Here is a 20,703-nt window from a genome sequence, read left to right on the forward strand (position 1 = left end):
AATAACTTAGCAACAGATCCGTTTCGTACTGTTGCGGAGACGACGCTGAGGCGCTTTGACACCCTTATATTATGCGCACGCCCGGTCGCAGCTTGGTATACCTGACATCCTTGAGCTGACACGGAAACTGCCCCCGTACGGCACATTTCAAGACTTTTTGCGCGATGGGTTCAAAGTCGGCTCGGAAGTGGGTTGTGCTTTTGACACATAGTATCCGAGCGTCTGCCGGTTCAAGGTTGAACAAACGTATTTGCGCCAGATCCAGACACTGATTTCGAATGCTGGTGACAAGGACATGGATTTGCGTTCCAATCAGCTGTAAGGCGGCCGACGGACCCATCGTAGCAACGCCGCCGCCATACATTTCGCCCGAATAACGACATTGGCCATCGCTTAAGTGATGCACGCGCACCTTTGAGGCGAAAGGAACGTCGCCGGGACCTCGACCACCAATCTCGGCCTCGAGTTCCGCGCCTTCGCCCAATTCGTGGGCCTTGGCCGCCAGTTGCGGGTCGTTCAGCAACCCGAGAATGGCCGAGGGGGCGTTTTGTTGCATCAACTCACGTAGCAATCCTGTCGTGTCGGCCGACGCTCCAGCCCCCGGATTGTCCTGCACATCAGCGATTACTACAGGCCCTTTGCCATTTGCATGCCGTGCAGTTTCAACAGCATCTTTCGGACAAAGCAGAGACGTATCGAACTGCGTTTCCGCCGCTTGCAGCTTTGCGAATATCTGCGCGGCCATTGCATCGGCATCGGATTGTGACTCGCCGTAGGCCAAGACAGATGGTCCACAATCGGCCGTATCCGCTGCAGTAAACCCAGCGGCGAGTTCAACCAGACGCGCGTTTGGCCAGTCGAAGACATCCAACGCGGCGTACAGCGTTTTGGCGGGGGCGACTTCGGTATACTGGCTGTGCAGCGGGATCAGATACTCCCCTTGACGCCACGCTTTTGCGGGCGGGCCATTTGTGCAGATGTCGCGCATCATTCGAAAGGCCCGCGCGCCTGTTTCTGCCATGTCGAGGTGCGGATAGGTGCGGAAAATGGTCATCGCGTCCGACAGATCCACCATTTGCCTCGAGATATTGGCATGCATATCGAGGCTTGCAACAAGCGGCAGGTCCGGACCGACGACCTGTCTGATCCGCGACAACAGCTCTCCCTCCCCATCATCCAAAGACTCTGTGACCATGGCCCCATGCAGGTCCAGGTAGACCCCATCAAGCTGCGTCATGTTCGCCAGCGCATTGGTGATATGTCCGGCAATGGTATCAAAGGCGTGATCCGCAACCTTGCCACACGGTTCAGCAGCGCACCACAGGATAGGTTGTAATTCGACCCCATCCGCCAAGGCAGTTTTTGCGAAACCGGCTATGGGCAGGTTCATACCTTGGGTTATGTTCAGAACGTCTTGACCCCAAAGCAATTCCGGCCAGCTGTCTGCCTGCTCAAAATCGCTCAGTTGCGTTGGAGTGGCGACGAAGGTATTGGTTTCGTGTTGAAATCCTGCGATAGCGATTCTCATCTGACCCTTCAGCCGCTTATTGCTGCACCAATTCGGCGGTCAAAATCTCACGTAGTTTTGCCGCCACGACTTCCGGTTTGTGGCGGGTCATTGAAACATGACCCAGGCCAGGAATTTCATGGAACACGCCGTTCAGCGCAAGATCAGAAACCACCTTGCACATGACCGGAGCGGTTTGAACATCCTCGGAAAAGGCGATGACATGCATCGGGACCGGGCAGGTTTTCAACCCTTCACGACAGTCAAATTTCAGACAGGCTTCCCACTGATCAATTGTTGCCTGCGGGTCGCGATTCCGAAAACGCTCGGTGTAGGAGGCTTTGAGCTGCTCCCAAAGCTCAGGCTCGTGCAGCGCTTTTGCCGGAAAGGCGTAAACGGCATAGTGCGGGGCCAGGAAATAATCAGGCAGAGTGATGCCGTCCTTGCGCAAGTCGATCTCGGCCTGCATCCAGTCGCGAGTGAACCCGTCAATATAGGCCGAGGTGCCCATCGGAATTGCCAGTCGCACCTTTTCCGGGAAGTCGATTGCGGTTTGCTGCGTGACCAGCCCGCCCAGTGACAACCCGCAGACAGCGGCCTGACCACCAGCGAATGCATCAATCACCGCAGCGCAATCGGCCGCGTAATCCTGCATCGACCAGGGCGGAGGGGGCGATTGCGTGTCACCCGCGCCGCGTGGATCATAAGTGATGCATTTAAAGTGATCTGACAGGCACGAGAATTGTTCGGAATAAGCCTCAGCCGTCTGATCTCCGCCGGGGACGAACACGACCGGAGGCCCTTCGCCTTCAACGACGACTCGCATGGTGACGCCGCCCATGGTCAATTGATGTGTTTCTGATTTTAGACCAAATTCGGGGAAGACTGACATTGGAAGGCTCCTGTGGCCGCAAGGATGCGCTACATTCCGTTGCGGGGAATGATGTGCGTCTCTTCTTCTTCGAAAATGAGTTCACCACCTGACCAGGCTTTTAGGCGTGAGGTCAGGAGAAACTCGGTTGCCGTTGCCCGTTGCTCGGAATAGGTCCAGATTTTCGCGGACCAGCCGTCCCGATCGAAACCGGCTGTTTGCTCCATTGTGGCGACGGCAGACAAGGGATCGCCGGGGTGGATCGTGTAGCGCCGGTCGGACACATCGCTGAGCACCGTTCCGATGTCGTCAAGACGGAAATCGCCGACCGGACCAAATACACCGCCATCCAGAAAGAACCGGTGGGTCACTTCGCCATTCGTCAGATCAGTGTGGACCGAGCGTTCCATTGAGCCATTGCGAACATGGGTTTTTCGCGGGGCCGCGTTTGGGGGCTCCGGTTCCGGCAGCGGACGCGGCTCGGCGCTGCCGTCAGGCTGGACTCTGATCGGCAGGGTCAGCCGGGACATGCCGGACTTGATCATGAGTGTCACCGGCTGTGGCGCAGGCCACAGAACAGGCCAATAGGCTGAGGCGATTTGCAATGTGATGCGGTGGCCTTCGGGAACATGATAGCCGGTTCCGTACAAGGGAACCGTAACGGTCATGTCTTCGCCGGGCGTGATCGGCGTAGGTTGGGTGTCGCTGTCGCGGTGGTTGAGATTGCAAAATCCCCGCGCGATCAGCGTTTGCGCGCCGTCCGGGGCCTCATCCACCAGCAGCACGGCGACATAGGCTTGCGTCTGATCCGCCGACACCGTCAGGTCAACGCTGGGCTGACCCAACAAGTCCAGCGGTTCGGTCAGGGGTAACCCCTTGAACTGTAATGCCCCCCCAGCGTCGATCCGGCAATCCTCTGCCATATCGCCGGGAATGGCGAAAGAGCACATATCGCCCGCAGCGGCACCGAAGCTCTGTGGCGAGCAGATGGACATCGCAGTCCCTGACTGTGCCGTTTCGCCCAGAGTTTGGTCATTCAGCCAGAACGTTTGCTCGGCGATATTGGGCGACGGCCAAGACGGTTCTTCAACCCAGCGCCCCGTGCGTTGCAGATGGGTCCCCGAAGGCGCCGCGCTGTCCTGCAAGAAAAACCGCAATGGGGGTTCATCCATTAACCCCGTGTCGATCCCTTTCAGCCAATGATCCCAGAAACGGATTAACTCGCCGACAAAATCGACCTTGGGGCCGGGCACCCCTTCATGTGGGTAAAGATGCGCCCAAGGTCCCATCAGGATTTTGACTGGTCCGCCGAGGTGTTCTGCAATGCGGAAGGGCGTGTCCCGATACAGATCCATCCAGCCGCCAAAGAAGTAGACCGGTACCTGTAGGTCAGAGTAATTCTCGCAGATCGAACCACGTCGCCACATTTCGTCGTGGGTTTGGTGTTCCAGCCACATGGCGGGCCAGAATTCAGCGCCTTCCAAACGTTCGCACCACATGTCGAGCCAGCGATCAGCTCCGACAATTTCGGGGTCCGGCGGCATAGCGTTGTAGAGCTGCATGATTGAGCCCCACCAGAAATTGTCATTGGCCAAACAGCCGCCGTAGAAGTGAATATCCTCGCGCCATCGGTCATCCGTGCCCATCACCGGAGCGATTGCCTTAAGTGCCGGGGGCCGGGTCGCCGCAACTTGGAACGCGTTATACGCCCCCCAACTTTTGCCGAACATGCCGACATTTCCGTCGCACCAGTCCTGATCGGCTATCCATTGGACAATGTCATGGCCGTCCTGGATTTCCTGGTGGGAATACTCATCCTCGGACACGCCTTCACTGTCGCCATACCCTCTTATGTCGACGCGGATTGAGGCGTACCCGGCGGCTGCGAAATGCGGGTGCATGCTTTCATCGCGCATACGCGTGCGATCCCGACGCCGGTAGGGGATATATTCGAGGATACAGGGCATCGGTGAAGTTCTGGCTGTTTCGGGCAGCCAGAGCCGGGCAGCAAGCTTGGTTCCGTCAGGCATTGGAATCCAAACGGTTTCAATGACCTCTATATCGCTCATGACGCTGCCTTTTCTGCTAGTTCCGGCGGGCGGGCGCCGGGTTCCAAAGGGAAATGACAGGCGACAGCGCGCCCGTTTGCAACCTGCCGCTCCGGCGCATCCACACTGCATCGCGATTGCGCCCATGGGCAGCGGGTGTGGAACTCGCATCCCGATGGGCGGGCCAGCAACGAGGGGACTTCGGCCGGCAGCGTGATCCGGTCATGTGTCTTATCCGGGTCGGGCTCGGGGTTGGCTGACAGAAGCGCCGCCGTATAGGGGTGTTGAGGCGCACTGAACACCTGTTCGGTGTCTCCGGCCTCGACAAAGCGGCCCAGATACATGACTGCGGTTCTGTCCGCCACATGATGTACCACATGCAGGTTATGGGTGATGATCACCATCGCCAGACCCAGCCGTTCGCGCAGATCATTCAGCAGGTTCAAAACTTCGCCCTGCACCGACACATCCAGGCCCGCAGTGGGTTCATCCGCGATGATCAGCGCCGGGTCCAGCGCAATGGCGCGCGCGACGCCGACACGTCGGGCCTGTCCACCCGACAGCTGATGCGGGAAACGCGACGCGAAGCTGGTCGGCAAACCCACTAGTGTCAGCAGGCGGTCAGCTTCTTCCCGCAGATTGCGCCCCTCTATACCGTGAATTCGGAAAGGTTCAGTCACCAGATCGCCGACGGTCATGCGGGGCGAGAGGGAGCCTACCGGGTCCTGAAACATCATCGACATGCGTTTGCGAACGGGCTTCATCGCCTTTCGGTCCAACTCGTCGATGCGCTGGTCCTCAAAAGTGATGGCGCCGGCGCTAATCTCCTGCAAACCGTTCACGGCCCGCGCAAGCGTTGTTTTGCCAGAACCGCTTTCGCCAACCAGGGCAAAGGTCTCGCCGCGGTTGACCTCAAAACTCACCCCAGCCACACCCAGGATCGCGCTGCGGCGTCCCAGTCTGCCGACCGGAAACGAGACCTGAACATCTTCGACCTTGAGAATCGGATCGCTGCTCATGCTGTCACTCCGGTTTCTGCTGGTGTGTCCGCGACAAAGCAGCGGGCGATATGGCCTTCCCCGATGTCCTTGTCAGGTGGCGGGGCGGAACACGCGTCGCTTACCCGGTCACAGCGGTTGGCAAAGATGCAGCCCGCGGGCCGTGCGCGCAGATCGGGGATTTCCCCGGGTATTGTCGGCAAGTGCCGGGTGCGTTCGCTTTGCCGCGCAGGGTCGCATTCCAGCAGCCGCGCTGTGTAGGGGTGGCGTGGATCCTGGAATATCTGCCGGACGGTACCGCGCTCGACCACTTCCCCGGCGTACATCACCACGACATCGTCACAGAGCTCGGCGATGACACCCAGATGGTGCGAGATGAACATGACTGAACAGCCGATCTTTTGCTGAAGGTCCTTGAGAAGTTCGATTGTCGTAACCTCAAGCGTCGCATCCAGCGCCGTTGTGGGTTCGTCCGCGATCAGCAGAGCGGGCTCCATCATCAAGGCCATGGCGATGGCGATGCGTTGCTTCATCCCTCCCGAGAACTGGTGCGGATACCGCGCCAGCGCCGCACGGGCATCGGGGATGCGCACCAATTCCAGCATCTCGACCGCGCGGCTTAGCTTTTCGTCCTTTGAAAGGGGCGAGCGATACTGAATGTTCAGCATCTGTTTGCCGACCGAGATCACAGGGTTCAGCGCGCCCATCGGGTCCTGAAACACGGTTGCGATGCGCGGGCCGCGCAGGTCCCGCATGCGCGACGGGGGCAGGGTGGTCAGCTCATCCTGCCCCTCAAACAGGATCGATCCGCTGTCGATGCTGCCATTGTCGGCCAGCAATCCAAGAATGGCGTTGATCAGGGTGGATTTCCCGCAGCCAGATTCGCCCACGATACCGACAATCCGGTTTTCGGGCACATCGAAGCTGACGTTTTTCAACGCGTGCAGCGGCCCGGCCTCGGTCGAGAAGCTGACGTTCAGATTTTCTATGCGCAGCGTGGTCATCAGCGTCCTTTCAGCCGGGGATCGAATACGTCCCGCAGCGTCTCGCCCAAAAAGGTAAAGCCCAGCGTTGTGATGATGATCGGCACGCCGCCAGCAATCGCGATCCAGGCAGTATCGCGGATATTGGTGAAACCGTCATTCAGGATCGAGCCCCAGCTTGGGGTCGGGGGGCGCACACCGAGGCCCAGAAAACTCATCCCTGCTTCGATGCCGATGACGACTGGGATGTCCATCGATGCGAGGATAACCAGCGGACCGATGACGTTCGGCAGAATGTGCACCCGCAGGATACGCGCCGAAGAAGCGCCCATGCTTTGCGCCGCCGTGACATATTCTGACGTCTTCAACGCGATAGTCTGAGTGCGAATGATCCGCGCGTAACCGGGCACGGTGACCAGAACAACGACGACCATAACGGCGGTCAGCGACGGCCCCATAAGCGTGACCAGCGCAAGGGCCAGCATGACGGTCGGAAAGCTTTTCATTGCGTCGAACAAAAGGATCATCAGATTGTCCAGCCAACGCGGCCCATAGCCCGCGATCAAGCCCAGAACGATGCCTATCACCAGCGACACAGCAGTCGAGACCAAAGCCACAAAAAGCGCAATCCGTCCACCATGCAGCACCCGGGCAAACAGATCCCGGCCCAGCTGATCGGTGCCCATCAGATGCTGCGCGCTTGGGCCTTGGAACCGGTCACGCGGGTTGATTTTCGACGGGTCCCAGCTGGTGAGAAAATCGGCAAACACGGCGCCAAAGATGACAAACAGCACAAGGAATAGTCCCAGCGCGCCCAGCGGTTCACGCAGGATTTTGCGGATCGGGCGCCACAGCTCGGCCATGCGCCCGGGGGCGGGGTTAGAAACTGCTTCTGACACGGGGATCCAAAGCTCCGATGATGAGGTCTGCCAACAGATTGAGCAGAACGAACAGGACTGTCGTGATCAGAACGGTTCCTGTCACAATGGGGAAGTTGCGGGTCAGGATGGCGTCATAGACCAGCTTGCCAACGCCGGGGCGGGCAAAGACGATCTCGGCAAAGACAGCCGAGGACAACATCTGACCGATGCCCACGCCCAGCAACGTGACCGTGGGCAGGATCGCAATCGACAGGGCATAGCGGTAGGTGATCGTTCGATCCGGCAGGCCAAAGGCGCGGGCGGTGCGGATATGGCTGGCCTCAAGCACTTCGAGCATCGAAGCGCGCACCATGCGGGCAATATAGCCGACCCAGCCCAGACCAACCGCCAGCGAAGGCAGGACCAGGTGCGTGAGTTGATCGCCGAGATTGCCGGGTTCGCCTGCGCCAATGGCAGGTAGCCAACGCAATTCAACGGCAAAGATCAGCAGCGCATAGATCGCGATCACGAACGAGGGGACGGCAATCACTGCAACGGACAGGATGCCAACGATCCGGTCGGCCCAGCTGCCGCGGCTGACCGCCGCCCAGCAACCCAGCGGAATACCAAGCGCAACCGACCACGTGATGCCGCCGACGATCAAGGCCAGCGTATAGGGCAGTTGTTCGAACACGACCGTAGTGACGGGACGACCCGATAGAACCTCATCCCCTAAATCACCTGTCCAGGCCCCGATGTAAAAATTCCAGAACTGAACCAGAACCGGCTGGTTCAGCCCCATTTTTTCGCGCAGGGCGGCGCGCATTTCCTCGGTTGCCCTGGGCCCCAGCGCAACCGAGGCCGGGTCGCCGGGGATCAGGTAAATCATGCAAAACAACAGGAACATGGCGACCGAAACGATCGCGGCAGCCAGCCCAAGCCGTTTGAAAAAATAGCTCAGCATACGCGCCCCCCAAAAGGCCGTGCGGGCGGCGGCCATACGCCGCCCGTTTGCGTGGATCAGGCGGGTTTGAACAACGGCAGCAGCGGCTCGCCATTCGGTTTCAGGCCCGGATTGACCGTATCCTTGTGGATCAGGCCGACCACTTCGTGCGTCAGGAAGACATAGCAGCCACTTTCATCCATAAGACCTTGCATCTTCTTGTAGATCTCATCACGCTTGGCCGGATCGCTTTCGACCAGGCCCTCTTCGTGCAGCGCCTTGTATTCCGCGTTGTTGAACCGTTCCCAGTTCCAGACGCCAACCTGTTCCGGCGTGAACCAGACCGTAGCCCAGCTTGGGTCAGGGTTCATCGAAAACCGGCTGAGCACCAACTGAAGATCCATGAAATAGTCGCCGTCCTTGGAACCAAGCGTCCAGAACGTCCCACTGTCATTTTGCTTGATCTCGCAGGTGATCCCCACATCGGCCAGATTGGCCTGTATGACCTGAGCCGCCGTCAGGCGTTCGGACTGGTTCAGGATGTCGAGCGTAACGGTCATGCCTTCCGCACCCGCTTCGGCCAGCAGTTCGCGCGCTTTATCGGGGTCGTAGTCGTATGTCACGCTATCCCGGCTGCCCGGCAGGCCAGGGGCGATGATACCGTTGCCCACGGCCGCTGCGCCGAAATAGGCCGCGTCAACCACAGTCTGCCGGTCAATCGCGTGTTGAATGGCACGGCGGATGCGAACGTCTTTCAGTGCTTCGTTGTCCTGATTCATGCCCAGCCAGACATAGGCCAGCGAGGGTTTTTCCTCGACAACCGATCCCGCCGGCGGGTTTTCCTTAAGCCGCGGCAGAGAGGATACCGAAGTCCAGGTGTAGTCCAGATCACCAGCTTCAAAACCCAGCTCGGCGGTCGAGGGGTCCTCAATGGGCAGGATGTGGATTTCCTCATACCCGCCAGGTTCATAAGCCCAATCCGGGTTGCGCTTTAGAACGGTTTTCTGCTTGGGAACCCATTCAGTCAGAATGTACTGGCCAGATTGCGCGACCGGATCGGACCCGATCTTTCCGCCGATTTCCTCGACCGCTTTGCGCGAAACGATACACGAGGCGGGGGTCGGCAGCGTGGTTGTCCACAGCGGCACGAATTTGTTTTTCAGATGAATCAGGCCCGAAAGGGAGTCTTTTACTTCGACCTCTTTCAGCGCGCTCCAGTCACCCGCATAGGGGCTTTCATTCGCTGGGTCAGCGATACGCTCGATCGAGAACTTCACGTCATCGGCGGTCATCTGACCAAAACCATCCGTGAACCCGATCTTGTCACGCAGTTTGAAGGCGATGGTCAGATCGTCCAGCTGTTCGATGCTTTCAACAGCAACGGGCCGCCAGTTCCACTCATCGCCCTGTTGGTTTGAGACCAGCGGGGCATAGATCGACCGCATGATGTCGGCCTCGGGCAGAGCCAGCCAGAAGGCCGGGTCCAGCACTTGCAAATCGCTATAGGATCGGATGGTCAGAACTGAGCCATCGGCACTAACTGCCATATGGGGAAATGCGAGGCTGGCTGCGCCCAATGCACCGGCACCGGCCAGAACGGAGCGTCGGGAAACGTCCCCTTTGAAAATCGAACTCATTTGCTTACTCCCTGTTTGTCTTCGTCTCCGGGCATCTGTCCGGTTTGGTTGCTTGCGGGCTGGCGTGCCCGCGACTTCAGGTGCCAGCAGGCGTTATCCGTTCTTTTTCTTGTGTGACTGTGGCAGTTGCTCATCAACGCCGAGCGCTGAGAATCTTGGAATGATCACGGGTGAGTTCACCCAGATCATGCGCGCAGGTTGATTGGATACGTTGCGCAGGACGTGAAGAATGTCTCCGGGAAAGCTGAAACTGTCACCGGTGCGCAAGGTTACGGTTTCGTCCTCGAGCACCAGTTCCAGCTCACCGTCCAGAATGACCCCGTGCATCTCGCCATCGCGCGAGAAATATTGGTCTACGACCTGTTCGGAATAAGGGCGGTAGTCCGAGACGCCCATACAAAACCCACCGCCGATGGAGCTGGACAGTAACTGATCGGCATAACCCGATTGCTCGGCCGGTTCGTCATACAGCATGTTCAGGTTCCGTCGGTTGGACTGGCGCACGACATAGGCGCGCTCCAACGGGCCAGAACCGGGGCGGTGGTTGAAAAACCATTCCTCAGGGACGCCAAGAGCATCGGCAATGCGCGAGATCTTGTTGAGAGACGCGCTGACGGTTCCGCGCTCGATCGCGCTGAGATGGCTGATCGAAACACCGCTGCTGGTCGCAAGCTCGGCCAGGGTCATCTGGCGCGCTTTGCGCAGCTGGCGCACCTCGGCACCGAAGGCTGCAAGGCCCTCTTCGCTGGCGGTGCGGGTTTGTTTTTTCGATTTGCCCTGGCTCACGAATCCTCCCTACGCTCGCTGGGTATGTCGGAAATCCTACGTTTGTTTTTCTTTTCCGCAAGAAAAACTATTCAAAATTCCTGTATTGGCGCTGCCTCCCTGCGCTTGCTACCATTGGATGCCCATACGCAGGGCGTCGTAGATAGCTGCGTGAATGTTGCGTGCCGATACGGCGTCACCGATGCGATACAGGTCAAATCTGGCGCTGGGATTGGGTTGCGGAAACAGGCCGCCTGTGCCGGAGACAAGCGCACCCTGATTCACCGCTCCGCGATTGCGCGACAGAGGTTTAAGATCAAAATAGAGATCGTCCAGAGGCTGCGTGCCTTGATTGACAACCACTTGATCATATTCCTTTTTTTCGACCAGATCAGAATAGTCTGTGCCGATATGGGCTTGCAGCTGATTGCCTGATTTTTCGATCGCTTGCAGCGTTCGTGCGACGGTAAACTTGGCTCCGGTTTTCTGCAAAGAGCGCATATAGGGCACCAGATTCATTGCCATAACCTCGGGCGCAAAGCTGCGGTCACGGGTCATGATTTCGACCCGTGCGCCGGAGGCGGCGATGACCTCGGCGGCCATCAGGGCGGGGTGATCTCCTGCATCGTCATAGATCAGCACGTTTTCGCCCGGCTGCACGTCGCCGGATAGGATATCCCAGGCGGATACCGCCAGCTCATTGCCCGAATCGAGGATCGTTGTATTCGGCAGGCCCCCGGTCGCAATCACGACGATATCCGGTGACAGCGCGGTCACGTCACTGGCTTCGGCATATGTGTTGAACTGAAACTGAACGTCCCGCGCAGCACATTGCGCCATGCGCCAGTCGATGATCCCGATCATCTCGGCCCGGCGCTTGGATTTTGCTGTAAGGCGCACCTGCCCACCAGGTTCGGGGGCGGCTTCCAGAACGGTGACATCGTGCCCGCGTTCTGCGGCGACCCGCGCGGCCTCCAACCCCCCGGGGCCTGCGCCCACGATGACTGCCCGGCGGCGCGTGTCCGCCGCAGGTATTACATGCGGCATGGTCAGTTCACGCCCGGTGGCAGGGTTGTGGATGCACAGCGCTTCGCCCGCTTGATAAATGCGATCCAAACAATAGGTCGCGCCGACGCAGGGCCGGATGTCACCTTCCTGTCCGGCTTGAACCTTGGAAACGATCATCGGGTCGGCCATGTGAGCGCGGGTCATCCCCACCATATCCAAAAGCCCCGAGGACACCGCATGTCTCGCCGTTGCCACGTCAGGGATGCGCGAAGCATGGAAGGTCGGCATGCCCGTTTCGGCCCGCACCCGCCCGGCGAAATCCAGATGCGGCGCGCTTTTCATGCCCTGCACAGGGATCACGTCCGTCATGGCAGGGTCGGTGTGAATGCGCCCGCGAATGACATTCAGGAAATCCACCTGACCGCTGTCGCGCAGCCTGCGCGCGATCTCGAGCCCTTCTTCCTCGGTGATGCCGCCCTTTTCAACCTCATCGGCAGTATAGCGAACGCCGACAATGAACTCTGGTCCTACACGGTCGCGGATCGCATCCAGTACCATGAAGCCAAAGCGCAGTCGGTTGTCGAGATCACCTCCGAACGGTGCGTCCATCGTGTTGGTCAGCGGCGACCAGAACTGGTCCAGCAGATGCCCGTAGGCCTGCAACTCGATCCCGTCCAATCCGGCGGCCTGCATGCGTTCAGCCGCATCGGCATAGTCGGTCACGATCCGCTCGATGTCGAAGTCTTCCATCTTCTTCGGAAAGGCCCGATGCGCGGGTTCCCGGTAGTGCGATGGAGAAACTGACGGCAACCAGTCACCTTTGTTCCAACCGGTACGCCGACCCAGATGGGTCAGCTGGATCATCACGGCGCAGCCATGGGCGTGGCAGGCGTCGGTTAATTCACCCATCCAGCGCACGACCTCATCTTTGTAGGCGAGGATATTGTTGAACACCGGGGGGCTGTCACGGCTGACGGTGGCAGAGCCAGCGGTCATCGTCATCGCAACGCCGGCTTTCGCTCGCATTTCGTGATAGGCGCGATAGCGTTCCTTAGGCATTCCGTCTTCGGGATAGGCGGGTTCATGACTGGTGGTCATGATCCTGTTTTTCAGGGTCAGGTGCTTCAGTTGATAGGGTTGCAACAGGGCGTCGCTGCTCATGAGGACGTTTCCCGGTTAGAAGGCTGCGTTGCGACGACATCCTTGGGAATGACGACAGGTGAGACGGCCCAGATCAACCGGCAGACCTGATCGGTGCGGTTGCGGGCATGGTGCGGGATGCGTGCGTCAAAGCTGTAGCTGTCCCCGGCGCGCAGGGTGATGAACTCATCCCCGATCTGCATCTCCAGCTCGCCTTCCAAAACCAGCCCGTGCTCTTCGCCTTCGTGTTTTTGCAAAGGGTCGTCCGGGCGTTCTGAATGTGGTGCGTAGACCGCCATGCCCATATAGAATTGTCCTCCGATCGAGCTGGACAGCAGATGATCGGTATAGCCCAGCTCTGCCACGTCCTGACCGTACAGGGTATTAAGGGCTCGACGGTTCTGGGCGCGCACAACAAAAGCCTGTTCCATTGGACCCGCCCCAGCACGGCGGGCAAAGAACCAATCTGGCGTGACGCTGAGCGCGCTGGCGATAGTTTGCAATACGTCAACAGAAGGCTTGGATACCCCGCGCTCAATCGCCGACACGTGACTGAGCGAGATGCCCGCTTCTTCGCTCAGTTGCTTCAGCGTAAGCTGACGGGCTTTGCGTAACTGCCGAACCTCGCTGCCCAGCGAAGAAATAGCGGATGGCAAGGCGACAACTTTGTCAGATGACATGCGGGTCTCCGAAAAATGAGTAGAGTGGATGAACTCTACCCAAATTGAAAGCAGACTAGAATTTTAAAGTCAAATTCTATTTTTGGACGAATAGCACGAAACTATTGCATGTTCGATCTGGATTTGCAGAAGTGAGGCAGACATGGATTCCACGCGGCGGATCAAAATGACCGATCAAACCGATCATCCCTTCAAAGTGTCAGAGACAGACCATCTATGGATCGAAATGCCTGATGGCGTACGTTTGGCAGGCCGTCTGTGGTGCCCGGTAACACAGATGCCTGTTCCTGCCATTTTGGAATACATCCCGTACCGCAAAACCGACATGGTGCGCGCGCGCGATGAAAGGAACCACCCCTACTTTGCAGCCCACGGCTACGCCTGCATTCGGGTTGACATGCGGGGCTCGGGCGACAGCGAAGGGCACATGCCGGATATGTATGCTCAGGCTGAACTGGACGATGCGCGACAAGTGATCAAGTGGCTGGCTGCGCAACCTTGGTGCAATGGCCGTGTGGGAATGTTCGGCACGTCCTGGGGCGGTACGGCATCGTTGCAGGCCAGTGTGAACGCGCCCGATGCGCTGAAGGCGGCGATCGCCGTTTGCGCAACCCATGACCGTTTTGAGGATGACATCCACTATATGGGTGGTTGCGTTTTGTCGGATACGTTCGAATGGGGTGCGACGCTTCCGGCTATTCTGGCCTCGCCTCCAACGGCAAATGTCGGGACAGATTGGAAAGCGCTGTGGAAAGAGAGAATTGAGAACCTTACGTTTCCATTGGAAAACTGGCTGCGCGAGGATGGTAGGGGGCAATACTGGCGACACGGTTCTGTCATTCATCAAGCAGATGCACTTTCTGTCCCGGTTCTGGCTATCGGAGGGTGGAGCGATCGCTATTCCAATTCGGTAATGTCTCTGGTTGATGCGCGACCGACCCAGGTTTGGGGGGTGGTTGGCCCTTGGGGTCACCACTATCCAGATCAAGGGTCGCCCGGACCCGCCGTCGGGTTTCAGAAACTGGCTCTGGATTGGTGGGATCACTGGCTGAAGTCAGACACGTCTCAAACGCCAAACTGGCCGCGGCTTCGGGTTTGGTTACGCGAATACGTTGATCCGCAGGATTTTTTATCCATGGCCACAGGGAAATGGATAGAAAGTGGCCCAACGATCCAAGAAACAAAAGTTCAGGAAATTTCCCTGTCTTCACTAAAATCCAATACCAACCACGAGCGGTGGATCGTTCCAGCAGATCCGACGGTGGGGCAAAGCGCAGGGGATACAGGGTATTTTGGCCGAACCGGCGGTTTACCCCTTGATCAAAACTTTGATGATTCCCGTTCTTTGGTTTTCGAAACAGCGCCTCTTACAGAGGATCTGATAATCTATGGGTCGGTCGTTTTGAGGTTACATGGAGAAACGAAAGGCCAACCAAATCAGATTATCGCAAGACTCAGTGATGTAAATTCTGACGGCGTGTCGGCACGTATAACCTATGGCGTCAGGAATCTGTCGCTGGATGAGAACCTGGATCGCATTTCGCCCTCGGCAAAAACCGATGCATTTAACGCAGACATCCGTTTTCACTCAACCGCCTACCGCATCCGCAAAGGACATCGCATCCGACTAGCGTTCTCTTCGTTTTACTGGCCCCTCATTCACGCGGCGGCACCGAAAGGTGACCTGAGTCTGGATGATGGAGAACTTGTTCTTCCTTTGATGGCCAATAAGCCTTCCGACTTAAGCGAACCTCTTCCGCCTGCAGAAGATTTGCCAGAAGAGAAATCGCATTTCACTTCTGCTGCTGACAGGCTGACACGCTGGAATAAAACCCGTGACAACTGTATCGAGATGGGCTGGCGCCAACCACTGGTGAAGACTGCATTCCCTCAGATGGGTACTGTTTTTAGCTACGAAACAGGCATGGTGCATAGATTGAAGACCTCGGATGTCGTCGAGCAAGAGACAAACGTTGATCACAAAATGATTTTTGAGCGACCTGACGGAACCGCAGAGGTTTCAGTTGCTTTGACTGCGTGTTCATCGCTCGGGCATACGACGGTGGATGCTGAACTGATTGTTACATGGAACAAAGAAATCTTCATGACACGGCACTGGCGTAAATCTTAATCAATGCAGCGCAAGTGGTTTCCTCCAACCAGTGTTAGCTGTATTGCAGGTTTTCAATGTCTCGGCACTGGTTGCAATCAAGTAGAAACGTCGCTGGTTCTGCAAAGTACAAATATCACCATAGTGCGCGGCGGCAGCAAAGCCTGACAGTGCAGAGGTTTCATAAATCGTAGCCCCAGCTGGCTTTGCGGTCGTTGATGCGCTTACGATCAGCCAATGAGCTTCAACCGTCATTGCGACGGCCGTTTGGCTTGTATCTTGAGCGTTGTTTGCCAGCACATCGTTTCTTCAGTGGCGCTTTGTCCTGTTCTTCTTCGATGAACTCCGGGACGGAACTGAGGCGCTTGTTCTCGGTGATTGCGGCATGGGTGATGCGCTGATCCTTGTCGAAGACACAGTAGCGGGGCGAGACGCCCTTCCAGCGATTTGCCAGTCCTGAAGCGCATGCGCGACGCGGAGCACCGGCCCATCCTCAGGCTCGTCTGTGCGGAACTTGCAACTCCAATTCATGAGCACCGGATCGGGGCCAAGCGGTATTGCCAGGATACGCTTGGACGCCACATGTGGCGAGACGGCCCATTGCGCCAGAATGCTTGTACCTTGGTTTGCAGCAACCAATTCGACAATGGCTTCGGGCAACTCGACGGCTGCAGTCCAGTTGGGATAGCGACGTTCTGCACGAAACAGCCTTGCAAATTCTTGATCAGGCTCGGGGATCTTGGTGAATGTGATAAACCGTTGCCCTTCGATATCACGTGCAGATACCGATGCAGCCCCGGCCAGCGGGTGTTCTGGCGCGCAAACGAATACAAGAGGATCCTGAAAGAGATGCAACGACCGCGTCGCTGCATGGCTCGACTCTCCGGCGACGATGGCCAGGTCAATCTGACGGTCCAGAAGCGATGTGACCATGTCACGACGGTAACCAGCCATTATCTGAATATCGATCGCTGGGTGTTTAGCGCGAAACATTTGCAGAAACGCGGGGAACCAGTGATAGGCGCTGTAGTTTTCCACCGCGATGCGCACGACGTGATCAATGCCCGCATTCATCCGACGCACTTCATCTTCGATCACATACATCTCGCTCAGAAACTTGTCGCTGAATCGGGCAAGATACTCGGCGGCAGCCGTCATGCGCAAACGCTTGTGCATGCGTTCAAACAGGGGCACACCCAGCCTGCGTTCTGCTTCGCGGATTCTGTGGGACAGCGCTGACGGTGTCAGGCCCAACTCATCGGCCGCGTCAACGACGCGACCGGTTTTCCCAATGGCGCGGATCATCTGCAGGTGGCGGATGTCTAGTCGGGGATTTTCCATACTGATCTCTGCATGAAAGTTGTTCATGAAAACCTACGATTAACGCGAGTGTTGCTCAATAATTTTTCGCCAAGAATACCCCCGGCACAGATGATCAAGATCCATATGGACAAGCTCGCAGACGTCGATTCACCCCGCGCTTGGGACCGTCAGTTCCATGTGCATGGACAGACGAACGCCCGCCTGCATCAGCAAGATAGCCCCACCGCGATGGTGACGCGCGGCCAAGGGGTCCGGATTGAAACGGATGATGGGCAAAGCATCATAGACGGCTTTTTCGGGTTGGGATGCGTGTCATTGGGTAATCATGACGACCGGCTGGCGCGGGCGGCCATGGATCAGATGCAGGAACTGCCTTTCGCGCCGACATTTTACGGGAGGTCCCATCCAAGAGCCGCGGATTTAGCGCGCACACTAACGTCGAAAGCAGCGGTGCTCTGTCCGGCCAGCTTCACATTCATGCGGGCTTTGGTCTGCCGATGCATGATTTTCTCAAGCTGTCGACGTCGAACTACTATTTAAATGCCGAGGCCAGTGAAACCGAGGAGGAGTTCTCTGCCCGCATGGCGGCCGAGTTCGAAGCCACCGTGCTGGAGGCGGGACCAGACACAATCGCCGCGTTTCTTTGCTGAGCCGATGCAATCCGGCGGCGGCGCGATCCGCCCGCCAAAGGGAAAGTGGCATGCGATGCAGACCGTGATCCGGAAGTATGACATTCATTTCCATGTGGACGAGACCGTTTGCGGCTTTGGCCGCACCGGGCATTACTGGGGCGTAGAGGCCTTCGATCTAACCCCTGATATCACCACCTGCGCCAAGGCGCTGACCGCAGCGTTTTTCCCGATATCGGCGATCATGTTCCGGCAGGATTTCTTTGACGATCTGATGCTGAGCTCAGACGCACCCGGCGTGCTGGGCCACGGGTTCACTTATGCTGGTCACCCTGTCGGTGCCGCCGTCGCGTCGGAGGCGCTGAAAATCTATGGCGACATAGATCTGATCGGTCATGTGCGCGGGATCGGTCTGTTTTGCGGTATTCAACTGGTGCAGGGCAAAGGGACGCGTGCGCTGTGGGATCCGGCGCTGAAGGTGGGGACAATGGTGCAGAATCGCGCCCACACGCGGGGGCTGTACTTGCGGCCCGTCCCGCCCGATCGGATTAGTTTTATGCCGCCGTTGATTATCAACGAAGATGAGATCGACGAGGCAACTGCGATCCTGAAAGCCGCCTTGGACGATGTCCGGGCCGAGGTGAAAGGGCGCGCCTGGGACTTATCCAGAACGCGGCCATCATGGTAGGAAATCAGCGATTTCATCGCATCGGCCCAATTGAGTTTCAGACAAAAGAAAAAGGTGCCTATTCATACAGACGCCTTTAGTCGTTCAGGCCTTCATTTTCAGATTGTCCGGGTCATAGACATGGGGATTGTGCCGCCGAGCGTTGCGGGGCTGGCCAAGCACACGCACCGTGCAATCGGCCCCCATACCCAGTGATCCGCGCTTGATATAAGCCAGAACACAATGTGTTCCGGTGCGATAGCCTTGGCTGGCTGAGGTCACGTACCCGATCCATTCGCCATCCTTCAGGATCGGATCAGAGGCAAGCGGTTCGGGGCTGTCGTCACTGATTTCCAGCCCGATCCATTCCCAGTTGGCCTCCTCGCCAGACTGCCGCTCGACCGCATCGCGTCCGATGAACTCCCCCTTATTCATATTGGCAAACCGGCCCAGACCCGCATCGTAAAGCGTATATTCCGTTCCGAAATCCGAACCCCATCCGTGATAACCTTTTTCGATCCGCATCGCGTTCAGCGCGTAGGAGCCGAACTGGCAGCCGCCAACCTCGGTCACGCGCGTCATGATCGTGTCGTAGACCGCTACAAGGTGCTCGGAAGCCAGATGCAACTCCCAACCCAGCTCACCGACGTATGATACGCGCATCGCGGTGACAGGAAAGCCGGCCAGCGTGATCTCGGCCACTGACAGCCACGGGGCAGCAGCGGCAGACAGGTCTGCATCGGTCAGCGGGGCAAGCACCTCTCGCGATTTGGGGCCCATGACCATCAAAGCGGCATCGTGTTTGTAGCCGCGGCTTAGTGTGACGCCCTCTGCTGGTAGGTGGGTGTTCAGCCAGTCGAAGTCTCGCAGATCGGCCAGGGTCGGGCCACATAGAAGGAACCTGTCACCCGTCAGTCGCGCAACGGTGGCTTCTGACCAGATGTGCCCCTTTGGGGTCAGCATATAGCTGAGCCGGACGCGTCCCGGTTTCGGAACGCCGCCGCACAGGACGCTGGATAGGAACGCCTCAGCGCCGGGGCCGCGCAGATCGTATTTGGTGAAACCGCCGTGATCCATGACGCCGACGCTTCTTGCCAAGGTTTTGCATTCTTGCGCGACAGCTTCCTGCCAGGGTTCGTGGTGGAAGGACAGGTCGGCATCGCCATTGTCCTTGATCGCATCGGTTTCGAACCAGAAGGCGCGCTCCCACCCGGCGATCTGGCCCATGACGGCGCCCTGATCCTTCAGGCGTTCAAAAAGCGGGGTACATAGCACCGGGCGGCCACGCTGCATGTTCCGATGCGGAAATGGAATGGCATATTGCAGATCATAGTGTTGCGAGGCACGGGAATGGGCATAGTCCTGCGTGGTCCAATCGCCAAAGCGGCGCGGATCCCACGCACTGAGGTCCCATTCTGTTTCGCCTTCGGTGATCCATTCGGCCATCGCTTTGCCGATAGCGGCCGAATGGGTGATGCCAACCTGCACGCCAGTCGCTTGATAGAAATTCGGCGCACCCGCCGCCGGGCCGACCAGCGGCAGGGCATCTGGGGCATAGGCGATGGGGCCGTTGACAAACCGCTGCGCGCCCGCTTCGCCAAGCAGCGGCACATGGACCATCGTCGCCTCCAGCACATCCAGAATATCCTCAACACTGTCAGGGAAAAGCTGATGCGCAAAGTCATCCGGCGGGCCGTCCTCCTCCCACGCGGGGCGACCATCATGGGCGTAGGAACCAACAAGGAAAGCGTTGCGTTCGCGGCGCAGATAGAAGCGGATATCGGGGTCACGCACCAGTGGGAAAAGATCGGCATGATCCTCCAACGCTTTGAGCGGTTCGGTCACAAGATACTGGTGCTCGAGCGTGACCACCGGGGCAGGCAATCCTGCCATCTCGGAGATTTTGCGGCCGTAAAAGCCACCTGCGTTGATGACGATCTCTGCCTTTACTGTGCCTTTCGCACAAGTGACCAGCCATTCCCCTGACGCCGTGCGGTCAATGGCTTTCACGGGCGCAAAGCGTTCCACCTGCGCCCCCAGATCCCGTGCGCCCTTGGCCAGCGCTTGCGTTAGCTGGCTGGGGTCAATGTCACCTTCGTAAGGGTCCAGAATACCGCCCAGAACGGATTCGTCCGGATGCCAGAACGGGTGAATCTTGTCCATCTCGGACGGGCTCAGCATCTGCAGATCGAAGCCTGCGCTCTCCGAAATTCCGCAAAGATGGTGGAACAGGTCCATCCGTTCCGGCGTATGGGCAGGCCAGAACGCCGACGTATGACGATAGGTGATCGCGCTGCCCACCTTTTCGGCCAGATCTTTATAGGTTGACCAGCCGTAGTTTCCTGCCCTCATTCCCAGCCATGAAGTCGCGTAGGTCGGGATGTTGCCGGCTGCGTGCCAGGTCGAGCCGGAGGTCAGTTCGTTGCGCTCAAGTAGAAGCGTATCAGTTACGCCGGCCAAAGCGAGATGATACAGGATTGAGGTGCCAACGGCCCCCCCGCCAATCACAACAACGCGGGCAGTGTCTTTCATGG

At 58.1% G+C, this 20,703-nt stretch carries 17 protein-coding genes; 3 read left to right on the plus strand and 14 right to left on the minus strand.

Going from position 1 to position 20,703, the window contains the following annotated elements; genetic code table 11:
• Positions 1-64: 64 nt before the first annotated feature.
• From GOW09_RS10995 to GOW09_RS11045, 11 genes are all read right to left on the minus strand, one after another.
• Positions 65-1,528 carry a M81 family metallopeptidase gene (locus GOW09_RS10995; RefSeq protein ID WP_253284244.1) on the minus strand — a complete coding sequence of 488 codons (1,464 nt, stop codon included), beginning with the start codon at positions 1,526-1,528 and terminating at the stop codon, positions 65-67.
• A 16-nt stretch (positions 1,529-1,544) separates the two neighbouring features.
• Entirely contained in the window at positions 1,545-2,399 is an 855-nt protein-coding gene (locus GOW09_RS11000) for an alpha/beta fold hydrolase (protein ID WP_171118239.1), read from the minus strand.
• Between the two features lie 29 nt (positions 2,400-2,428).
• Positions 2,429-4,447: a CocE/NonD family hydrolase gene (locus GOW09_RS11005; RefSeq protein WP_171118241.1), complete on the minus strand. Its 2,019-nt coding sequence runs from the start codon at positions 4,445-4,447 to the stop codon at positions 2,429-2,431.
• A complete protein-coding gene (locus GOW09_RS11010) occupies positions 4,444-5,445 on the minus strand; it encodes an ABC transporter ATP-binding protein (protein ID WP_171118243.1) in 1,002 nt (333 codons plus the stop codon). Before GOW09_RS11010 ends, GOW09_RS11005 begins: the two co-directional genes overlap by 4 nt.
• Positions 5,442-6,428, minus strand: a complete 987-nt coding sequence (locus tag GOW09_RS11015; protein WP_171118245.1) for an ABC transporter ATP-binding protein — start codon at positions 6,426-6,428, stop codon at positions 5,442-5,444. Before GOW09_RS11015 ends, GOW09_RS11010 begins: the two co-directional genes overlap by 4 nt.
• Positions 6,428-7,306, minus strand: coding sequence for an ABC transporter permease (locus tag GOW09_RS11020; protein ID WP_371808040.1), 879 nt, complete (start codon positions 7,304-7,306; stop codon positions 6,428-6,430). Before GOW09_RS11020 ends, GOW09_RS11015 begins: the two co-directional genes overlap by 1 nt.
• Entirely contained in the window at positions 7,287-8,231 is a 945-nt protein-coding gene (locus GOW09_RS11025) for an ABC transporter permease (protein ID WP_171118247.1), read from the minus strand. Before GOW09_RS11025 ends, GOW09_RS11020 begins: the two co-directional genes overlap by 20 nt.
• Positions 8,232-8,287: 56 nt before the next feature.
• The gene (locus GOW09_RS11030; RefSeq protein WP_171118249.1) at positions 8,288-9,847 is read right to left on the minus strand and encodes an ABC transporter substrate-binding protein; all 1,560 of its coding nucleotides are present in this window, start codon (positions 9,845-9,847) and stop codon (positions 8,288-8,290) included.
• Between the two features lie 93 nt (positions 9,848-9,940).
• Positions 9,941-10,633, minus strand: coding sequence for an XRE family transcriptional regulator (locus GOW09_RS22850; protein ID WP_171118251.1), 693 nt, complete (start codon positions 10,631-10,633; stop codon positions 9,941-9,943).
• Between the two features lie 108 nt (positions 10,634-10,741).
• On the minus strand, positions 10,742-12,781 hold the full coding sequence (locus GOW09_RS11040; protein ID WP_171118254.1) for an NADH:flavin oxidoreductase: 2,040 nt from the start codon (positions 12,779-12,781) through the stop codon (positions 10,742-10,744).
• The gene (locus GOW09_RS11045) at positions 12,778-13,440 is read right to left on the minus strand and encodes a helix-turn-helix domain-containing protein (RefSeq protein WP_171118256.1); all 663 of its coding nucleotides are present in this window, start codon (positions 13,438-13,440) and stop codon (positions 12,778-12,780) included. Before GOW09_RS11045 ends, GOW09_RS11040 begins: the two co-directional genes overlap by 4 nt.
• Positions 13,441-13,606: 166 nt before the next feature.
• Here GOW09_RS11045 and GOW09_RS11050 point away from each other — a divergent pair, with 166 nt between their 5' ends.
• Entirely contained in the window at positions 13,607-15,571 is a 1,965-nt protein-coding gene (locus GOW09_RS11050) for a CocE/NonD family hydrolase (protein ID WP_171118258.1), read from the plus strand.
• On the opposite strand, the gene GOW09_RS11055 is transcribed toward GOW09_RS11050, so the two are convergent.
• Together GOW09_RS11055 and GOW09_RS11060 are read right to left on the minus strand one after the other, a co-directional pair.
• Positions 15,572-15,850 carry a hypothetical protein gene (locus GOW09_RS11055; RefSeq protein WP_171118260.1) on the minus strand — a complete coding sequence of 93 codons (279 nt, stop codon included), beginning with the start codon at positions 15,848-15,850 and terminating at the stop codon, positions 15,572-15,574.
• A 9-nt stretch (positions 15,851-15,859) separates the two neighbouring features.
• A complete protein-coding gene (locus tag GOW09_RS11060) occupies positions 15,860-16,918 on the minus strand; it encodes a LysR family transcriptional regulator (RefSeq protein WP_371808041.1) in 1,059 nt (352 codons plus the stop codon).
• Between the two features lie 452 nt (positions 16,919-17,370).
• Between GOW09_RS11060 and GOW09_RS11065 the strand changes: the two genes are divergently transcribed.
• Positions 17,371-17,523: a hypothetical protein gene (locus GOW09_RS11065; protein WP_171118265.1), complete on the plus strand. Its 153-nt coding sequence runs from the start codon at positions 17,371-17,373 to the stop codon at positions 17,521-17,523.
• Positions 17,524-17,527: 4 nt separating this feature from the next.
• A complete protein-coding gene (locus GOW09_RS11070) occupies positions 17,528-18,190 on the plus strand; it encodes an aminotransferase class III-fold pyridoxal phosphate-dependent enzyme (RefSeq protein WP_171118266.1) in 663 nt (220 codons plus the stop codon).
• 84 nt (positions 18,191-18,274) lie between these two features.
• Here GOW09_RS11070 and GOW09_RS11075 read toward each other — a convergent pair whose 3' ends face one another.
• Positions 18,275-20,701, minus strand: a complete 2,427-nt coding sequence (locus GOW09_RS11075; protein WP_171118268.1) for an FAD-dependent oxidoreductase — start codon at positions 20,699-20,701, stop codon at positions 18,275-18,277.
• Positions 20,702-20,703 lie beyond the last annotated feature (2 nt).

It is taken from the genome of Ruegeria sp. HKCCA5463 (assembly GCF_013034175.1).
Classification (GTDB): domain Bacteria; phylum Pseudomonadota; class Alphaproteobacteria; order Rhodobacterales; family Rhodobacteraceae; genus Ruegeria.